Origin of the sequence: Thermocatellispora tengchongensis, from assembly GCF_014202315.1 — a bacterium.
GTDB classification, from domain to species: Bacteria; Actinomycetota; Actinomycetes; order Streptosporangiales; family Streptosporangiaceae; genus Thermocatellispora; species Thermocatellispora tengchongensis.
Window position 1 is genome coordinate 360,868 of record NZ_JACHGN010000010.1, and the last position, 16,342, is coordinate 377,209.

General features: G+C 73.0%; 14 protein-coding genes and 1 other RNA gene. 8 read left to right on the forward strand and 7 right to left on the reverse strand.

The window, feature by feature from the left end; genetic code table 11:
* Window positions 1–74: 74 nt before the first annotated feature.
* The 3 genes from HNP84_RS24710 to HNP84_RS24720 are packed head-to-tail and all read left to right on the forward strand — an operon-like array spanning window position 75 to window position 3,861.
* A complete protein-coding gene (locus HNP84_RS24710) occupies window positions 75–1,265 on the forward strand; it encodes an acyl-CoA dehydrogenase family protein (RefSeq protein ID WP_185052256.1) in 1,191 nt (396 codons plus the stop codon).
* Window positions 1,262–2,311 carry an acyl-CoA dehydrogenase family protein gene (locus tag HNP84_RS24715; RefSeq protein WP_185052257.1) on the forward strand — a complete coding sequence of 350 codons (1,050 nt, stop codon included), beginning with the start codon at window positions 1,262–1,264 and terminating at the stop codon, window positions 2,309–2,311. Before HNP84_RS24710 ends, HNP84_RS24715 begins: the two co-directional genes overlap by 4 nt.
* A gap of 38 nt (window positions 2,312–2,349) precedes the next feature.
* Window positions 2,350–3,861 carry an AMP-binding protein gene (locus HNP84_RS24720; RefSeq protein WP_185052258.1) on the forward strand — a complete coding sequence of 504 codons (1,512 nt, stop codon included), beginning with the start codon at window positions 2,350–2,352 and terminating at the stop codon, window positions 3,859–3,861.
* A 9-nt stretch (window positions 3,862–3,870) separates the two neighbouring features.
* Here HNP84_RS24720 and menC read toward each other — a convergent pair whose 3' ends face one another.
* From menC to HNP84_RS24740, 4 genes are read right to left on the reverse strand one after another with little or no spacing between them, the layout of a single operon-like run.
* Window positions 3,871–4,977 carry an o-succinylbenzoate synthase gene (menC, locus tag HNP84_RS24725; protein WP_185052259.1) on the reverse strand — a complete coding sequence of 369 codons (1,107 nt, stop codon included), beginning with the start codon at window positions 4,975–4,977 and terminating at the stop codon, window positions 3,871–3,873.
* Window positions 4,974–5,855 carry a GNAT family N-acetyltransferase gene (locus HNP84_RS24730; RefSeq protein WP_246518553.1) on the reverse strand — a complete coding sequence of 294 codons (882 nt, stop codon included), beginning with the start codon at window positions 5,853–5,855 and terminating at the stop codon, window positions 4,974–4,976. Before HNP84_RS24730 ends, menC begins: the two co-directional genes overlap by 4 nt.
* 23 nt (window positions 5,856–5,878) lie before the next feature.
* The gene (locus HNP84_RS24735) at window positions 5,879–7,006 is read right to left on the reverse strand and encodes a M20 family metallopeptidase (protein WP_312925636.1); all 1,128 of its coding nucleotides are present in this window, start codon (window positions 7,004–7,006) and stop codon (window positions 5,879–5,881) included.
* The gene (locus tag HNP84_RS24740; protein ID WP_185052260.1) at window positions 7,003–8,061 is read right to left on the reverse strand and encodes a dipeptidase; all 1,059 of its coding nucleotides are present in this window, start codon (window positions 8,059–8,061) and stop codon (window positions 7,003–7,005) included. The genes HNP84_RS24735 and HNP84_RS24740 overlap by 4 nt, the downstream gene beginning before the upstream one ends.
* A gap of 182 nt (window positions 8,062–8,243) precedes the next feature.
* Between HNP84_RS24740 and HNP84_RS24745 the strand changes: the two genes are divergently transcribed.
* The 5 genes from HNP84_RS24745 to HNP84_RS24765 all read left to right on the forward strand — a co-directional run bounded on the left by HNP84_RS24745 (window position 8,244) and on the right by HNP84_RS24765 (window position 12,527).
* Window positions 8,244–9,086, forward strand: coding sequence for a Nif3-like dinuclear metal center hexameric protein (locus tag HNP84_RS24745; RefSeq protein ID WP_185052261.1), 843 nt, complete (start codon window positions 8,244–8,246; stop codon window positions 9,084–9,086).
* Window positions 9,083–9,823, forward strand: a complete 741-nt coding sequence (locus HNP84_RS24750) for a zinc ribbon domain-containing protein (protein ID WP_185052262.1) — start codon at window positions 9,083–9,085, stop codon at window positions 9,821–9,823. The genes HNP84_RS24745 and HNP84_RS24750 overlap by 4 nt, the downstream gene beginning before the upstream one ends.
* Window positions 9,820–10,986, forward strand: a complete 1,167-nt coding sequence (locus HNP84_RS24755) for a bifunctional RNase H/acid phosphatase (RefSeq protein ID WP_185052263.1) — start codon at window positions 9,820–9,822, stop codon at window positions 10,984–10,986. Before HNP84_RS24750 ends, HNP84_RS24755 begins: the two co-directional genes overlap by 4 nt.
* A gap of 169 nt (window positions 10,987–11,155) precedes the next feature.
* An RNA gene (gene rnpB, locus HNP84_RS24760) (RNase P RNA component class A) lies at window positions 11,156–11,542 on the forward strand.
* Between the two features lie 559 nt (window positions 11,543–12,101).
* Window positions 12,102–12,527: an NUDIX hydrolase gene (locus tag HNP84_RS24765; protein ID WP_185052264.1), complete on the forward strand. Its 426-nt coding sequence runs from the start codon at window positions 12,102–12,104 to the stop codon at window positions 12,525–12,527.
* Between the two features lie 204 nt (window positions 12,528–12,731).
* On the opposite strand, the gene HNP84_RS24770 is transcribed toward HNP84_RS24765, so the two are convergent.
* The 3 genes from HNP84_RS24770 to HNP84_RS24780 form a co-directional block, all read right to left on the reverse strand.
* Window positions 12,732–14,288 carry an MFS transporter gene (locus HNP84_RS24770; RefSeq protein WP_185052265.1) on the reverse strand — a complete coding sequence of 519 codons (1,557 nt, stop codon included), beginning with the start codon at window positions 14,286–14,288 and terminating at the stop codon, window positions 12,732–12,734.
* Between the two features lie 317 nt (window positions 14,289–14,605).
* Window positions 14,606–14,965 carry an MmcQ/YjbR family DNA-binding protein gene (locus HNP84_RS24775; protein WP_185052266.1) on the reverse strand — a complete coding sequence of 120 codons (360 nt, stop codon included), beginning with the start codon at window positions 14,963–14,965 and terminating at the stop codon, window positions 14,606–14,608.
* A gap of 74 nt (window positions 14,966–15,039) precedes the next feature.
* Window positions 15,040–15,885: an SAM-dependent methyltransferase gene (locus HNP84_RS24780; protein WP_185052267.1), complete on the reverse strand. Its 846-nt coding sequence runs from the start codon at window positions 15,883–15,885 to the stop codon at window positions 15,040–15,042.
* Window positions 15,886–16,342 lie beyond the last annotated feature (457 nt).

The following is a 16,342-nucleotide window of genomic DNA, read 5'->3' on the forward strand; positions in this document are numbered from 1 at the left end:
GAGCATTGCTCTGTACGGCCGGTGTCCCGCTGGTTAGAGTAAGTGAGCACTGATTCCCCGGCGGTGGAGTGAGCATGAGCACCGATCTTGTGGAATTCCGGCAGCGCGCCCGGGAATGGCTCGCGGCGAACGCCCCGGCGGGCGGCACGGGCCCCGGTTCCGTCGCCGAGGCGCGCGCCTTCATGGCCAAGCTGTACGACGCGGGCTTCAGCGGCATCTCCTGGCCGGCCGAGTGGGGCGGCCAGGGGCTCGGCCAGGCCGAGCAGCGCGTGTTCGACGAGGAGGCGGGCGCGTACACGCTGCCGACCTACTACTTCTCCATCGGCCTGGGCATGTGCGGGCCGACCGTGGTGGACCTCGGCACCGACGAGCAGCGGCGGCGCTGGGTGCGGCGGCTGCTGCGCGGCGAGGACATCTGGTGCCAGCTCTTCTCCGAGCCCAACGCCGGCAGCGACGTGGCCGCGCTGCAGACCCGCGCCGAGCGGGCCGGCGACGGCTGGGTGGTCAACGGCCAGAAGGTGTGGACCAGCGTCGCCCAGCACGCCGACCTCGGCCTGCTCCTGGCCCGCACCGACGTGGACGCCCCCAAGCACAAGGGGCTGACCATGTTCGTGATCGACATGCACGCTCCCGGCGTGACCGTGCGCCCGCTGAAGGACATGTCGGGCCGCAGCAACTTCAACGAGATCTTCTTCGACGACGTGCACGTGCCCGACGAGAACCGCATCGGCGAGGTCAACGACGGCTGGCGGTGCGCGGTCACCACGCTGCTGCACGAGCGGCTGTCGATCTCCGGCGGCGTCGGCGGCGTCGCGGGCGGGCGCGGCAACCCCGCCTCCTTCGAGGCGCTGCGCGCCACCTGCGACACCGCCGACCCGGTGGTGCGCGACGCGCTGGTCGAGCTGTACGTACGCGAGCGGGCCCTGGAGCTGTTCAACGCCCGCCTCGGCCAGGAGACCAGGGCCGGGATCTTCCCCGGGGCGCGCGGCAGCGCGGGCAAGCTGCTGCTGGCCGAGCTGACGCAGTTCCGCGCCGATCTCGCCACCTCGCTGGCCGGGCCCGCCGCGGTCGCCTGGGACCCGGAGACGGAGGGCGCGGGCGGGCTCGCGGAGGCGCTGTCCGTCGCGCCGGGCCTGGCGCTCGGCGGCGGCACCAACGAGATCATGCGCAACATCATCGGCGACCGGGTGCTCAACCTGCCGCCCGAGCCGCGTGCCGACAAGAACGTGCCGTTCAAGGACCTGAAGGTGGGGACCCAGCAGTGAACCTTCTCCTGACCCCCGAACAGGGCGAGCTGCGGGCCGCCTTCCGCTCCTTCCTCCGGGAGGCGGCGCCCATGGCCGAGGTGCGCCGGGCGATGGAGTCGGCCGACGGCTACGACCGCGCGGCGTACGCGCGGCTCAACGGCGAGCTGGGGCTGGCCGGCCTGATCGTGCCCGAGGAGCACGGCGGCGCGGGCGCGGGCTTCGCCGACCTCGCCGTCGCGCTGGAGGAGACCGGGGCCGCGCTGCTGCCGGGGCCGTTCCTGGCCACCGTGTTCGCCGCCATCGCGATCAGGGAGTCGGGCGACCCGGCGGCGGCCAAGGAGCACCTGCCCGGCATCGCCGCCGGCTCCACCGTGGCCACGCTCGCCCCGCTGCCCGGCACCCCCGCCACCGTCGAGGCCGGCCCCGGCGGCGCCCTGTCGGGCGAGCTGACCGCGCTGAACGGCGCCGAGGCCGGCCTGCTGGTCGTGGCCGCCGGAGAGCGCCTGTACGCGGTCGATCCGCAGGCCGGGGGAGTCACGCGCACCCCGCTGGCCACCCTCGACCTCACCCGGCGGCAGGCCCGGGTGCGCCTGGAGGCCGCGCCCGCCCGCCCGATCGGCACCCTGGGCCGCACCCCCGACCTGGTGGCGGTCGCGCTGGCCGCCGAGCAACTGGGCGTGCTGCGCCGCTGCCTGGACACGATCGTGGCCTACAGCAAGATCCGGGTCACGTTCGGCCGGTACATCGGGTCCTACCAGGGGGTCAAGCACAAGCTGGCCGACATGCACTGCGCGCTGGAGCAGGCCGAGTCGATCGTCCGGTACGCCGCGTGGGCGGCGGACGAGTCGCCCGCCGACCTGCCGGAGGCCGCCGCCCTGGCGCAGGCGTACGTGGGGCCCGCCTGCTTCCGGGTCGCGCGCGACCACCTGCTGCTGCACGGCGGCATCGGCTACACCTGGGAGCACGACGCCCACCTGTACTACAAGCGCGCCAAGACCGACGAGGTGCTGCTCGGCCCGCCGCGCGGGCACCGGGCCCGGCTCGCCGGCCTGCTCGGTCTGTGACCCGGCCTCGCGATCAGGCCGGTGAGAGGAGGCACGCGATGCCCGGCATCGAAGGGCTGCCCGGCTTCTACGCCATCGCCGCCGCCGACCCCGCGCGGCGCGCCGTCGTGGACACCGACGGCTCGGTCACGACGTACGGAGAACTGCTCGCCCTGGTGAACCGGGTCTCCCACGGCCTGCGCGCCCGCGGCGCGGCGCGGGGCGACGTGGTGGCCGGGGTGCTGCCCAACGGCCGCGACCAGGTGGTCATGCTGCTGGCGACCGGCCAGATCGGCCTGCACTACGTGCCGGTCAACTGGCATCTCACGCCCGCCGAGATCGGCTACATCCTGGGCGACTGCGACGCCCTGTGCGTGGCGACCGTGCCGGCGTACGCCGGGGCCGTCCGGCAGGTCGCGGCGGAGGGCAAGGTGACGGACGTGGCCGCGCTGGCCGAGGGACAGCCCGAGACCGCACCCGCCGGCCGCAGCGCGGGCGCGGTGATGTGGTACACCTCGGGCACCACCGGCTTCCCCAAGGGGGTGCAGCGCGGCCTCCCCGACGCCGAGCCCGAGGCCGTCGTCCCGCTGTACACCTGGTTCCTGGGCGAGGTGTGCGACCTCGAGCCCGGCGACGGCGTGCACCTGGTGACCTCGCCGATGTACCACTCCTCGCCCTGCGCGCACAGCATGTTCGCGCTGCACCTCGGCCACACGCTGGTCATCGCGCCCAGGTTCGAGCCGGAGACGGTGCTGGAGCTGATCGAACGGCACCGGGTGACCAACGCGATGATGGTGCCGACGATGTTCCACCGCATGCTGCAGCTCCCGCCGGAGGTCCGCGCCCGGTACGACGTGTCGTCGCTGGCCCAGGTGATCCACACCGCCGCCGCCTGCCCGGTCGCGGTCAAGCAGGGGATCATGGACTGGTGGGGGCCGGTGCTGTACGAGTACTACGGCTCCACCGAGTCGACGATCGCCTTCGCGGTCAAGCCGCACGACTGGCTCGCCCGCCCCGGCACGGTCGGCAGGCCCGCCCCCGGCTTCGAGGCCAGGATTCTCGACGACGAGGGCGAGGAGCAGCCGCCGGGCACGCCCGGCATGATCTACGTCAAGTCGGGCTCGGCCCGCTTCGAGTACCGCAAGGACCCCGGCAAGACCGCCGCCTCCATGCGCGGCGAGTGGTACGCCCCGGGCGACATCGGCTACCTCGACGAGGACGGCTTCCTGTTCCTGTGCGACCGGCGCACCGACCTGATCATCAGCGGCGGGGTGAACATCTACCCGGCCGAGATCGAGGCGGCCCTGCTGGAGCACCCGGCGGTGGCCGACGTCGCGGTCATCGGCGTGCCCGACGAGGAGTGGGGCCACACCGTGGTCGCCCTGGTCCAGCCCGCCAAGGGCGCCGAGCCCGGCCCGGAGCTCACCGCCGGCCTGCTCGCCCACTGCGCCCCGCGCATCGCCCGGTTCAAGCACCCCAAGGTGATCGAGTACCGCCGGGAGCTCCCGCGCACCCCGACCGGCAAGCTCAGCCGGTCCAGGGTGCGCGAGGAGTACCTCGCCTCCCGCTGAGCGGGGCCGTCACACCGCGATCCACTCGGTGCCGGTGGTGACCTCGTCGAGGATGTCCGCGACGGGGTCCACGCCCAGGCCGGGGCCCGCCGGCACCGGGAGGTGCCCGTCGCTGAGCACGAACGGGGGCGTGATGTCGGTGGCGAAGTAGCGCGAGGACGCGGAGGTGTCGCCGGGCAGGGTGAAGCCGGGCAGGGCGGCCAGGGCCACGTTCGCGGCCCGGCCGATGCCGGTCTCCAGCATGCCGCCGCACCACACCGCGATCCCGTGCGCCTGGCACAGGTCGTGCACCCGGCGCGCCTCCAGGTAGCCGCCGATCCGCCCCGGCTTGATGTTGACGATCGAGCACGCTCCGAGCGAGATCGCCGCCGCCGCGTGCCGCGCCGACTCGATCGACTCGTCCAGGCACAGCGGCGTACGGATGCGCCTGGCCAGCTCCGCGTGCTGCACCAGGTCGTCGTGGGCCAGGGGCTGCTCGATCAGCAGCAGGCCGAACGGGTCGAGCCGGGCCAGGTGCGGCGCGTCGGTCAGCGTGTAGGCCGCGTTGGCGTCGACCTGGAGCAGCACGTCGTCGCCGAACCGCTCGCGCACCGCGCGCACCGGCTCGACGTCCCAGCCGGGCTGGATCTTGAGCTTGATCCGGACGTACCCCTCGGCGAGGTAGCCCGCGACCGCCTCCAGCAGCGCGGGCACCGAGTCCATGATCCCCACCGACACGCCGCACGGCACCCGGTCGCGCGCCGCGCCCAGGAACGCGCCGAACGACTCGCCGGTGGCGCGCAACCGGGCGTCCAGGACCGCCGTCTCCAGCGCGGCCTTGGCCATGCGGTGGCCCTTGACCGGCTCCAGCGCGCGGGCCACGCCGTACGCGTCGATCGAGGGGCGGGCGGCGAGCGCGGGGATGAGGAAGCGGCGGATCACGTCGGCGGCGCCGTCCACGTACTCCGGCGAGTACAGCGGCTCGGCCATGGCCACGCACTCGCCCCAGCCCTCGGACTCGGGCGTGACCACCCGCACCAGCAGGACGTCGCGGGACGTCTCGGTGCCGAAGGACGTCCGGAACGGCGCGACCAGCGGCATCGCGATCCGGCGCAGCTCGACCCCAGTGATCTTCACGCTCTCTCCACTACGTAGTAGGTCCGCTCGTGGAAGCCGGTCACGCGGGCCCCCTCGTGCATCAGCCCGCCGAGGACCTCGCGCACCGCCTGCCGCCAGGCCAGCGCCGCCCCCGGGTCGGCGGCGCGCAGCCGCTCCACGTCGCGCGGCACCGCGACCAGGACGACCGGCGCGTCCACCGGGCCGGGCACCGGCCGCCCGTCGTGGTCGGCCAGCCCGATCGCGGCCCCGCCGGGCACCTCGGCGACCGCCCCGCGCCCCTGGCACGCGGCGCGGGCCCGTGCGCCGCGCAGGCGCCAGACGGCCAGCACCCGGTCGGACTCGTCGCCGCCGTTGATCGCATCCCCCATGGTGCCGTAGAACCGCTGCAGGTACTCCTCCGGCAACGCCCCCAGCTTGACCAGGTTGAAGTACGCGTTGCGGCGCACGAGGGGGTCGAAGGTCCAGGTGACCCGGTCCAGGCCCCGGGCCAGCGCCCAGGCCCGCTGGTGCAGCTTGAGCGCGTAACCGATGCCGCGCCCGATCGAGGCGCCGGTGACGTGCGAGTGCAGCACCTGGCCGGGCGGGGCGGCGAGGAACCCGGCCGAGGCCCCCACCAGCCGCTCGCCCTCGTACGCGCCCGCCACGTAGTTACCGGTGTGGGCGAACGCCCGCATCAGCTCCACCGTGATGGGCGGGTCGTGCGGCACGAAGTGCCAGATCGAGTCGAAGAACCGGTAGACCTCCTGGAGGTCGCCGAGGTCCACCAGTTCCCTGACCCGCACCCCGCTCAGCGCCGCCGCCCGCTCGGCGTACGCGAGCGCGTCGGCGGTCACGTCGGCGGTCACATCGGCGGTGGTGTCCGGGACCGGGTTCAGGGTCGGTGGGGTGCCGGTCATACCGAATCTCCTGCTAATTCACATTAAAAGGTGGTATGTCCGGACAGTACCGCCTGGACCAGCCCGTTGAGCAGGGCCGTCCGGCCCGGCATCTCCGCCACGATCACGTGCTCGTGGTCCGCGTGCGCGCCGCCGCCGACCGCGCCCAGGCCGTCCAGCGTCGGGCAGCCCACCCCGGCGGTGTAGTTGCCGTCGGAGGCGCCGCCGACCGCCGTGCCGGTGAGCGGCTTCAGGCCCAGCTCCGCCGCGATCGACTGGGCCAGCGCGAACAGCCCCGCCGAGGACGCGGCTTCCAGAGGGGGCCGGTTCGGGCCGCCGGTCACCTCGATCCGGGTGCCGGGGAGCCTCGGTGTGAGCGCGCGCATGCGCAGGTCGATCTCCTCCTGCGCGGCCAGGTCGGGCACCCGCACGTCCACCGCGACCCGGGCCTCGGCCGGCACCGTGTTCCGGCTGCTGCCCGCCGACGCCAGCGTCGGCACCACGGTGGTGGCGCCGTCGCCGAAGCCGGCGATCGTGAGGATCTGGTGGGCCAGCTCGACGCCCGCGTTGACGCCGCGCTCGGGCTCCAGGCCCGCGTGCGCGGCCCGCCCGCGTACCAGCACGTCGTACGCGGACACGCCCTTGCGCGCCGTCTTCAGCGCGCCGCCCTCGGCGCTGGCCTCCAGCACGAACGCGGCGGCCAGGCCGCGCGCGGACTCCTCGATCAGCGCCCGCGAGGTCGGCGAGCCCAGCTCCTCGTCACCGGTGACCAGCACGCACACGCCGTCGAGCGACGGCAGCGCGGCCAGCGCGTGGAACGCCTGGACCAGCCCGGCCTTCATGTCGAACACCCCCGGCCCGCGCGCCACGCCGTCGGCGACCGACCAGGGGCGGGAAGCCAGCGAGCCGATCGGCCACACCGTGTCGTGGTGGCCGAGGACCAGCACCCGCGGCGTGCCGAACGTCCAGCGCAGGTGGGTGACGCCCTCGATCAGGATCGGCTCCGGCGCCGCCCCCAGCAGCCGCTCGCCCTGCGCCGCCACCACCAGGGCGCTGCGCGCCACGGCCTCGTGGTCGGAGGAGAAGGACTCGCACAGCACCAGCTCCTCCAGGTCGGCGAGCATGCGGTCCAGCTCGAAGGCGGTGCCCGCGGCCGTCTCGGCGGCGCTCACGCGGCCGGCCCCGGCACCCCCGCCGGGCGGCCCAGCTCGGCCCGGAACAGCCGCAGCACGTTCCCGCCGAGGATCTTGAGGATGTCCTCCTCGGGCAGCCCCCGCTTGACCAGCGCGTCGGTGACCAGCGGGAGCCCGCGCGGCCCCTCGACGCCGGGCAGCGTCGCCATGACGTCGATGCCGCTGTAGCCGAACCCCTCGCAGCAGGGCGGGGTCAGCTCGGCCAGCACCTCGCGGACGAAGTCGGGGCCCAGGCCGACGTGGTCCACCCCGGCGACCCCCGCGACGTGCTCGATGTGGTCCACCAGCCGCTCCACGGTGTGATCGACCGGGTCCTCGGCCAGGAAGCCGGGCAGGAAGTTCACGCACACCACGCCGCCGGTCGCGGCGATGCCCCGGATCTGCTCGTCGGTGAGGTTGCGGTGGTGGTCGCGCAGCGCGCGGGCCGAGGAGTGGGTGGCCATGACCGGCCGGGTCGCCAGTTCGAGCACGTGCGCGACACCCGAGGCGCCGAGGTGCGAGACGTCGAAGACCATGCCGAGCCGCTCCATCTCGCGCACCGCCTCGACCCCGGCGGCGGTCAGCCTGCTGGCGGTGGCGTCCTCGCCGCTGCCGTCGGCCAGCGGGGTGCGGCCCCAGTGCGCGATCGAGGCCACCCGGACGCCCAGCCGGTGCATGGTGGAGAACAGCTCCACGTTCGCGTCCAGGCCGGGGGCGCTCTCCAGCGCCAGCACCAGCGCGATCCGGCCCTCGGCGAGCGTACGGTCGATCTGCGCGCCGTCGGTGCACAGGCGCACGTCGTCCGGGTTGCCCTCGGCCAGCACGTGGGCGCACTCGATCATCCGCAGCGTCTGCCGCAGCGCGCCCTCGGGCCGGTACTGGTCGTCGATGAACACCGGCAGCACCTGCACGTCCACCCCGCCGTCGCGGAGCTGGGGCAGCCACCGCTCCCGGAAGAACGCCGCCCACCGCTCCGGCGGACGGGCGCTGACGGCCATCAGCAGATCGTTGTGCGTGTCGGCCACGACGGCGCGGCGATGGAGGTCTACGGACAAGGTGAAACCCCTCTCCCTGGTGCTCTGCCCCCGACGCTACATTTTCGCGCGCCCCGCCCGGCATCTTCGCCCGCCCTCGTCTCCGCCGGGCCTCATGCGCATGCGCCGATCGCGCCGGCAGCGGCCACGCGCAGGAGAGGATTGCGGCGCGGGAGCGAACACCCCCCGATAGGGTGCGCAACGTGCCCCACGAAGCCACTCTCGCCGAGACGGTGCGCGAGATCGAGACTCTGTACGACCCCGCCTGGGCCGAGTCCTGGGACTCCGTCGGCCTGGTGTGCGGCGACCCCGCCGCGCCCGTGCGCCGGGTGCTGTTCGCGGTCGATCCCGTCCGCGCCGTGGTCGAGGAGGCGCTCGCCTGGCGCGCCGACCTGGTCGTCACCCACCACCCGCTCTACCTGCGCGGCACCACCAGCGTCGCCGCCACCACCTTCAAGGGCCGGGTGGTGCACACACTGATCAAGAACGACGTCGCGCTCTACACCGCCCACACCAACGCCGACGTGGCCGACCCCGGCGTCAGCGACTCCCTCGCCCGCGCCGTCGGCCTCACCGGCGCGCTGACCCCGCTCCAGCCCTCCGCCGACGACCCGCGCCGCGGGCTGGGCCGCGTCGGCGAGCTGCCCGCCCCCATGACCCTGGCCGCCTTCGCCGCCCAGGCCGCCGCCGGCCTGCCGCGCACCGCCTGGGGCCTGCGCGTGGCCGGAGACCCCGAGCGTACGGTGCGCAGGGTCGCGGTCAGCGGCGGCGCCGGCGACTCCCTGCTCGGCGCGGCCCGCGCCGCCGGAGTGGACGCCTTCCTCACCGCCGACCTGCGCCACCACCCCGCCAGCGAGTTCGCCGAGGCGGGCGGGCCGGCCCTCATCGACGCCGCCCACTGGGCCACCGAGTGGCCCTGGCTGGCCGACGCCGCCGCCCGGTTGGCGTCGGCTATGGCCGCGAGGGGGAATACTGTGGAGACGCGCGTCTCGGAGACGGTCACGGACGCCTGGACGACAACAGCACAGTGCGAGGATACGAAGTGAAAGCAGCCCCACAAGCACAGCAGCGCCTGCTCGACCTTGCCAAGCTCGACTCCGTCCTCGACAGGCTGGCCCACCGCCGCCGCACGCTGCCCGAGCTCGCCCAGATCGAGGAGCTGTCCGCCCGGCTGGCCCGCGCCTCCACACAGGTGATCGCCGCCGAGACCGAGGTGAGCGACCTCGGCCGCGAGCAGGCCAAGGCCGAGTCCGACGTCGAGGCCGTGCGCGCGCGTGCCGACCGCGACCAGAAGCGGCTCGACTCCGGCCAGGTGTCCTCGCCCAAGGACCTGGCCAACCTCCAGTCCGAGATCGCCTCGCTCAAGCGGCGGCAGGCCGACCTGGAGGAGGTCGTCCTGGAGATCATGGAGCGCCGCGAGGCCGCCGACGCGCGCGTGACCCGGCTCATCGCCGAGCGCGACGAGGTCGCCGCCGCCCGCGCCGCAGCCGAGGACCGCCGCGACGCCGCCTTCGCCGAGATCGACAAGGAGCAGGCCGAGGTCTCCGGCGGGCGCGCCGCGATCACCGCCGACATCCCCGCCGACCTGCTCAGCCTGTACGAGAAGCTGCGCGGCCAGTACGGCGTCGGCGCCGCGATGCTGTACGGCGGCCGGTGCCAGGGCTGCAAGGTCTCCCTGTCCATCGCCGACCTGAACGCCATCAGGGCCGCGGCCCCCGACGAGGTCCTGCGCTGCGAGGAGTGCCGCCGCATCCTCGTACGCACTCCCGAGTCCGGCCTGTGACCGCGTACGTCATCGAGGCCGACGGCGGCTCCCGCGGCAACCCCGGCCCCGCCGGGTACGGCGCGGTGGTCAGGTCGGCCTCCGACGACCAGGTCCTGGCCGAGGTCGCCGAGCCCATCGGCACTGCCACCAACAACGTGGCCGAGTACCGCGGCCTGATCGCCGGCCTGACCGCCCTGCTGGCCCTGGCCGGCGACGGCGCCGCGGTGGAGGTCCGGATGGACTCCAAGCTGGTCATCGAGCAGATGGCCGGCCGCTGGAAGGTCAAGCACGAGGGCCTGCGGCCCCTGGCCGCCGAGGCCGCCGCCCTGGCCCGCCGCCTGCGCGTCACCTGGACCTGGGTCCCCCGCGAGCACAACCGCCACGCCGACCGCCTGGCCAACCAGGCCATGGACTCCGCGGCCACCGGGGCCGCCCCGCCCCGGCCGGCCCCGCCACCGGAAGAGGCGGCACAACCCACCCTGTTCCCGTCCGGCGAACTCCCCGAGTCGGGCGTGGAGGAACCCCGGCCCCGCCGCGGCACGGGCTGGCGCGCTGACGACACCCGCTCGGCCACCACCCTGCTCCTGCTCCGCCACGGCGAGACCCCCCTGTCCGCCGAACGCCGCTTCTCCGGTCTCGGCGACCCGGAGCTCACCCCCCAGGGCGTCGCCCAGGCCGAGGCCGCCGCCGCCCGCCTGGCGCGCAAGCCGTACGAGATCGACGTCATCGTCACCTCACCCCTGCGCCGCGCGCGGGCGACGGCCGAGGCGGTGGCGGCGAAGACCGGGCTCCCCGTGCAGGTGGACGAGGGCTTCAGGGAGGTCGACTTCGGCGCCTGGGAAGGCCACACCTTCACCGAGATCCAGCGCCGCTGGCCGCGCGAACTGGCCGCCTGGCTCGCCGACCCCGACGCCGCGCCGCCCACGGGGGAGAGCTTCAGCACGACGGCGCGGCGGGTCGAGGACGCCAGGGAACGGCTGATCGGGGAGCACCCGGGCAAGACGATCCTCGTCGTCTCGCACGTCACGCCGATCAAGACGCTGCTGCGGCTCGCGCTGCTGGCTCCCCCCGCCGCGATGTACCGCATGCATCTCGACCTGGCATGCCTCTCCCAGATCGACTACTACTCCGACGGCCCGTGCGTGGTGACGTCCTTCAACGACACCGCCCATCTCCGCTGAGCCGTCCCCCGGCGGCCGTGCCAGGCTCCCAGGGCGCCCGGCACGGCCATTCGCCACCGCCCTCCCCGGCGGTGACACCACTCATTCCACCGGCCCCCACTTGCTGATCACTTGGAACCCGCTTGCGCCGTGACCGGCCCGAACCGGCTAAACTGACCAGCACGGCGGACGAGCCGGCCGGGCGGCCGCGTCGGGCCACACCGGCCCGCCGAGGAAGGTCCGGGCTCCACAGGGCAGGGTGGTCGGTAACGCCGACCCGGGGCGACCCGCGGGACAGTGCCACAGAAAGCAAACCGCCTCCCCCACCGGGAGGTAAGGGTGAAAGGGTGGTGTAAGAGACCACCAGCGCCCACGGTGACGTGGGCGGCTCGGTAAACCCCACCCGGAGCAAGGTCAAGAAGGGACGGCCCGCGAGGACCGTCCCGCGCGCGACGTTCGAGGGCGGCCCGCCCGAGCCGCGCGGGTAGACCGCTTGAGGCCGCCGGCAACGACGGCCCTAGATGGATGGCCGCCCCCCACCAGGGGACAGAACCCGGCCTACAGGCCGACTCGTCCGCCTTCCGTCCCACCGACCTGCCGCGTCTTCCGCATGATCGCATCAGGGCACTTCCAGGGCACACGGAACGCCGAACCGAACGCGTCGTCGAGCGCGTCCCTGACCCGCTAGAGATCAACCATCGTCGTGATGGACTCATGGCCCAGCCGGCGCGGGACCTCGGAGATCGGCACCCCCTCGGCCAGGGCCGTACTCGCGAAGTGGTGTCGGCCCGTCTTGATGGCCGGCTTCCACGCCTTGGCGTTGAAGGTGTCCCGCCGGAGAAGATCCCCCCGGGCAGACCGGAGAGTGATCGGCTATGTGGAAGCGCCACATGTCGCGCTACGGGACACCAGGCCAACGAGCCTGTACCGCCGCCTGGCGTGGCGAGGACACCGCCTTGTCTCGCTTCGTGGAGGAGATCGAAGCGCGATCACCAGACGCGGAAGAGGCCGAGTTCCTGAACCTCACCGAGGCACAGCAAGTCCTGGAAGTCACCCCCCTGAGACCGTGATCAACGTTTTCCCAAGTCGGCAGTGGCGCCTCTGATGTGAGTGGAGTACTGGGTAGGTTGCACCTCGTGCCTGACCTTCCACGCCACTCCGTCAGCGTGACCGCCGCAGTGTTCCGTCCAGACGGGCGAGTCCTCGCGATCAAGCGCGCCGATGATGGTAGCTGGGTACCCCCTGGCGGAGTGGTCGAACTCGACGAGACTCCCGAAGACGCGGTGATCCGCGAAGTCCTCGAAGAGACCCACGTCCGCATAGAGCCCGAGATCCTTACCGGCGTGTACAAGAACATGAAGCTGGGAGTCGTCTCCCTGACCTTCCGCTGCCACGCCATATCGGGTGAACCAGAGCCCAGCGACGAAGCCCGCGAATCGGCATGGCTCACTATCGAGCAAGCACGCGAACGCATGTCCGAAGCCCGTCTCATTCGCGTCCTTGACGCCCTTCGCAGTGACGGCCCCTTCGTGCGCGCCCACGACGGAACGCACCTCCTATAGATCGACACCGGTTCGGGCGACCCACTGTCACAGGTTCCCCTACGTCTTCAAGCCCGCCGCCGTGCCGGGCTGTACCGCGCGTTCGCTGGGGCCGGTCAGAGCACCCCTTGTGGGGCCGCGGCTCGGGGAGGGTGGGGCCAGAGCGGTACCCGGATTCGTCCCGGAGTGGCCCCTATCCCGTGACCTCACCCTCCTTGCCCGCTCTCAGTGGTCTGGGGCCTCGTGGATGATTTTGGGGACGCCGCGGAGGCCGATGGCTGTGCAGGCGGCCAGGAGGGCGATGATGACGGTGGTGGTCAGGGCGGTGACGCCGATGGCGTTGAGGAAGGAGCTCTTCGCCGTGGCCACGACCGTCGCGGCCAGGTCGGTGGGGAGGGCGGAGGCCGCCTCCAGGGCGGTGGGCAGTGACTCGCGTATCGCGGTGACGACGGAGGCGGGCAGGTCCGGGGGGAGGGTCAGGTGGGCGCGGTAGACGCCGCTCAGGATGCTGCCCAGGATCGCGATGCCCAGGGCGCCGCCGAGTTCGAAGGCGGTCTCGGAGATGGCGGCGGCGGCGCCGGCGCGTTCCCGGGGCACCGATGCCAGCACCGTGTCGTTGGTGACGGCGAAGGTCAGTCCGATGCCCAGGCCGCCGATCAGCATGGCGGTCAGCACGAACGCGTACGGCGTGCCGGTGGCGAGCTGGGAGTAGCAGGCGAAGGAGATCGCCGACAGGGTCAGGCCCGTCGCCACCGTCCATGAGCGTCCCCACGTGGCGATCAGCTTGGTGGACAGGACGCCGCCGACCGCGGCCGCCAGGCCGCCCGGGATGCTCGCCAGGCCCGCCTGGAGCGGGGACCAGCCCAGTACGAGCTGGAAGTACCAGGCGAAGACCAGGGACAGCGCCGACATCCCGAAGATCGCGATCAGATTGGCGCCGACCGCGGCCGAGAACGCGCGGCGGCGGAACAGGCGTACGTCGATCAGCGGCTCGGGCAGCCTGACCTGGCGGAAGGCGAAGACCACCAGCGCGGCCACCCCGATGGCCGCCGCCGTCAGCACGGAGGTCTGCCACACGCCCGCGGTCGCCGCCTCCTTGATCGCGTAGATGACCGCGATCACGCCCACGATGGACAGCACGACGCTGGCCGCGTCCAGACGGCCGGGGGAGGGGTTGCGCGACTCCGGCAGCACCAGCGCGCCGCTGACCACGATCAGCACCATGACCGGCAGGTTGATCAGGAACACCGAGCCCCACCAGAAGTGGTCCAGCAGCAGGCCGCCGACGACCGGGCCGAGGGCGAAGCCCGCCGCGCTCATCCCGCTCCAGATGCCGGTCGCGGTGGTGCGCTCCACCGGGTCGGTGAACACGTTGCGGATGATCGACAGCGTGGACGGCATGATGGTCGCGCCGGCGACGCCGAGCAGCGCCCGCGCGGCGATGAGCAGTTCGGGAGTCGGCGCGTACGCCGTCACCGCCGAGGCCGCCCCGAAGGCCGTCGCGCCGATGAGCAGCAGCCTCTTGCGGCCGATCCGGTCGCCCACGTTGCCCATCGTGATCAGCAGGCCCGCCAGCGCGAAGCCGTACACGTCGCCGATCCACAGGATCTGCGGGGCCGTGGGGGACAGGTCGGCCGCGAGCTTGGGCAGGGCCAGGTGCAGCACGGTGAGGTCGATGGACAGCAGGAGCACCGACAGGCAGGCGATGGCGAGCGCCGCCCACCTGCGACGCGCTCCCGGGGTGGCGGGGGCCGCGGCGTGCGGCGCGGTTGGAGTCGTCATGGTGGCAGCCTCGGCGCAGGCGCTGACCGTACGCGCACCGTCCGCTGACCGTGCCGCCCTCGCTTTGTCAGCCGGCCCGGCCCGCCTGCCGAGCCGGACTCGTCACGAGTCGAGGTACGTCGGCGTGGCCGGCATACTGTGGTCGTCGTCCTCCGGCACCGGGAGGTTCCAATGCGGCATCGCCCTTGGCGTGTCGCCGCTCGGGCGCCTTCGCCGCCGCCGTGGCCGGTCTCGGTGGTGGGGCATCTCATGGCATCGGGGCTGGATTACCGCAACGTCCGGCGGGCCTCACGGCACACCGGACGGTCTTTCGCCGATCACCCGGTGAACGCCTTGGCCAGCCGGGCGGGGGCGCTGAGCAGCCATGACTCGGTGATCAGCTCGCGGAGCTCGTCGGGATCGACCATGGCCAGCCGGACCTCGACCCAGCCGAAGCGGCCCGAGGTGTAGGACGGGGTGAACACCTCGGGGCTCTCGGCCGTCATGGCCGCCTGCTCCTCCAGGGTGGCCTTGAGCAGGGCGGTGCCGGAATCCTCCTTGAGGTAGCCGAAGCCCTTGCCCCGGACCCGCAGGCCGGTGTACTCGGAGTAGCCCGGGTACGCCTCCGCCTCGGGCAGGGCGAGCGCGAGGCGCAGGAACTCGTCGGGGGTGACGCCACGGCGTCGTACGTTCGCCATGGGCCCATGCAAGCAGGCCGCACCGACATTTTCCCGCGCCCCCGCGGTGCGGCCTGGTGGCCCGCCGGGGTGTGTCAGCGCTTGCGGCCCACGCCGCCCACGAAGGTGTGGTACGTGATGCCCTGCTCGGAGTGCTCGCCGGGTTCGGGGCGCCACTCGGCCACCGGGACCAGGCCGGGATCGACGAGTTCCAGGTCGCCGAAGAAGGACAGGATCTCCTCGCGGGTGCGCCAGCGGCCGGTGCCCAGGTGCTCGTTGAACAGCTTCTCGGCGGTTGCGGTCTGCTCGGCGACCTCCGGCATGGACGGGCCCGGGTTGTGGAAGTGAGAGATCGCCACGTGGCTGCCGGGGGCCAGGGCGTCGAGGTAGCGGGCGGCCACGCCGGCCGGGTCCTCGTCGTCGTTGAGGTGGTGCAGGATAGCGAAGAACAGCAGGCCCAGGGGCTGGTCGAGGTCGATGTACTCGCGCACCCGCGGGTTGTCCAGGATCTGTTCCGGGCGGCGTACATCACCGGCGACGACCGCGGTGCCGCTGGTCTTGGTCAGCAGGGCCTGGCCGTGCACGAGCACGATCGGGTCGATGTCCACGTAGACGACGCGCGCGTCGGGGGCGACCTCCTTGGCGATCTCGTGCACGTTGCCCTGGGTGGGCAGCCCGGAGCCGATGTCGAGGAACTGGCGGATGCCCGCTTCGCTCGCCATGTACCGTACGGCGCGGCGCAGGAACCGGCGGCCCGCGCGTGCCGCCGCCGGGGCGTCGGGGGCGATCTTCAGGGCCATCTCGGCGACGCGGCGGTCGGAGGCGTAGTTGTCCTTGCCCTGGAGCATGAAGTCGTAGACGCGGGCCACGCTGGGCGTGGTGATGTCGATCCCGGGCGGCGCGGTCTCCCGCGCGACTGCGTCCTGCTCGTCGTCCGACACGGCCAGCCTTCCGTCAGAGGGCGGATGAGCGGATAAAGTTCCCGATCATCGGCGATCTGGGCAAAGCGTAACGTGTGCCCGGCATGGCCGGTGCTGGAAAATCAGGTTTCCCGATGGGATCTGCGTATTAGTCCGCAGATCCGGCCGCCCCCGGGAATTAGCGTCTGCAGTGCGCGCCGCGGGTCAATTCCCCCGAACGCCGTGGCGAGCCGGTCCTTCTCCCAGGGACCGCGGGGTGGGGGTCCATGTCCCGGTGTCGCCCCCACCCCGAGCCCTGGGCCGGGCCCGCGATCGGGCCCGCGATCGGCCTCGCGATCGGGCCCGCGATCGGCCTCGCGATCGGGCCTGCGATCGGCCTAGTGATCGGGCCTGCGATCGGCCTAGTGATCGGGCCTGCGATCGGCCTAGTGATCGGGCCTGCGATCGGCCTAGTGATCGGGCCTGCGATCGGCCTAGT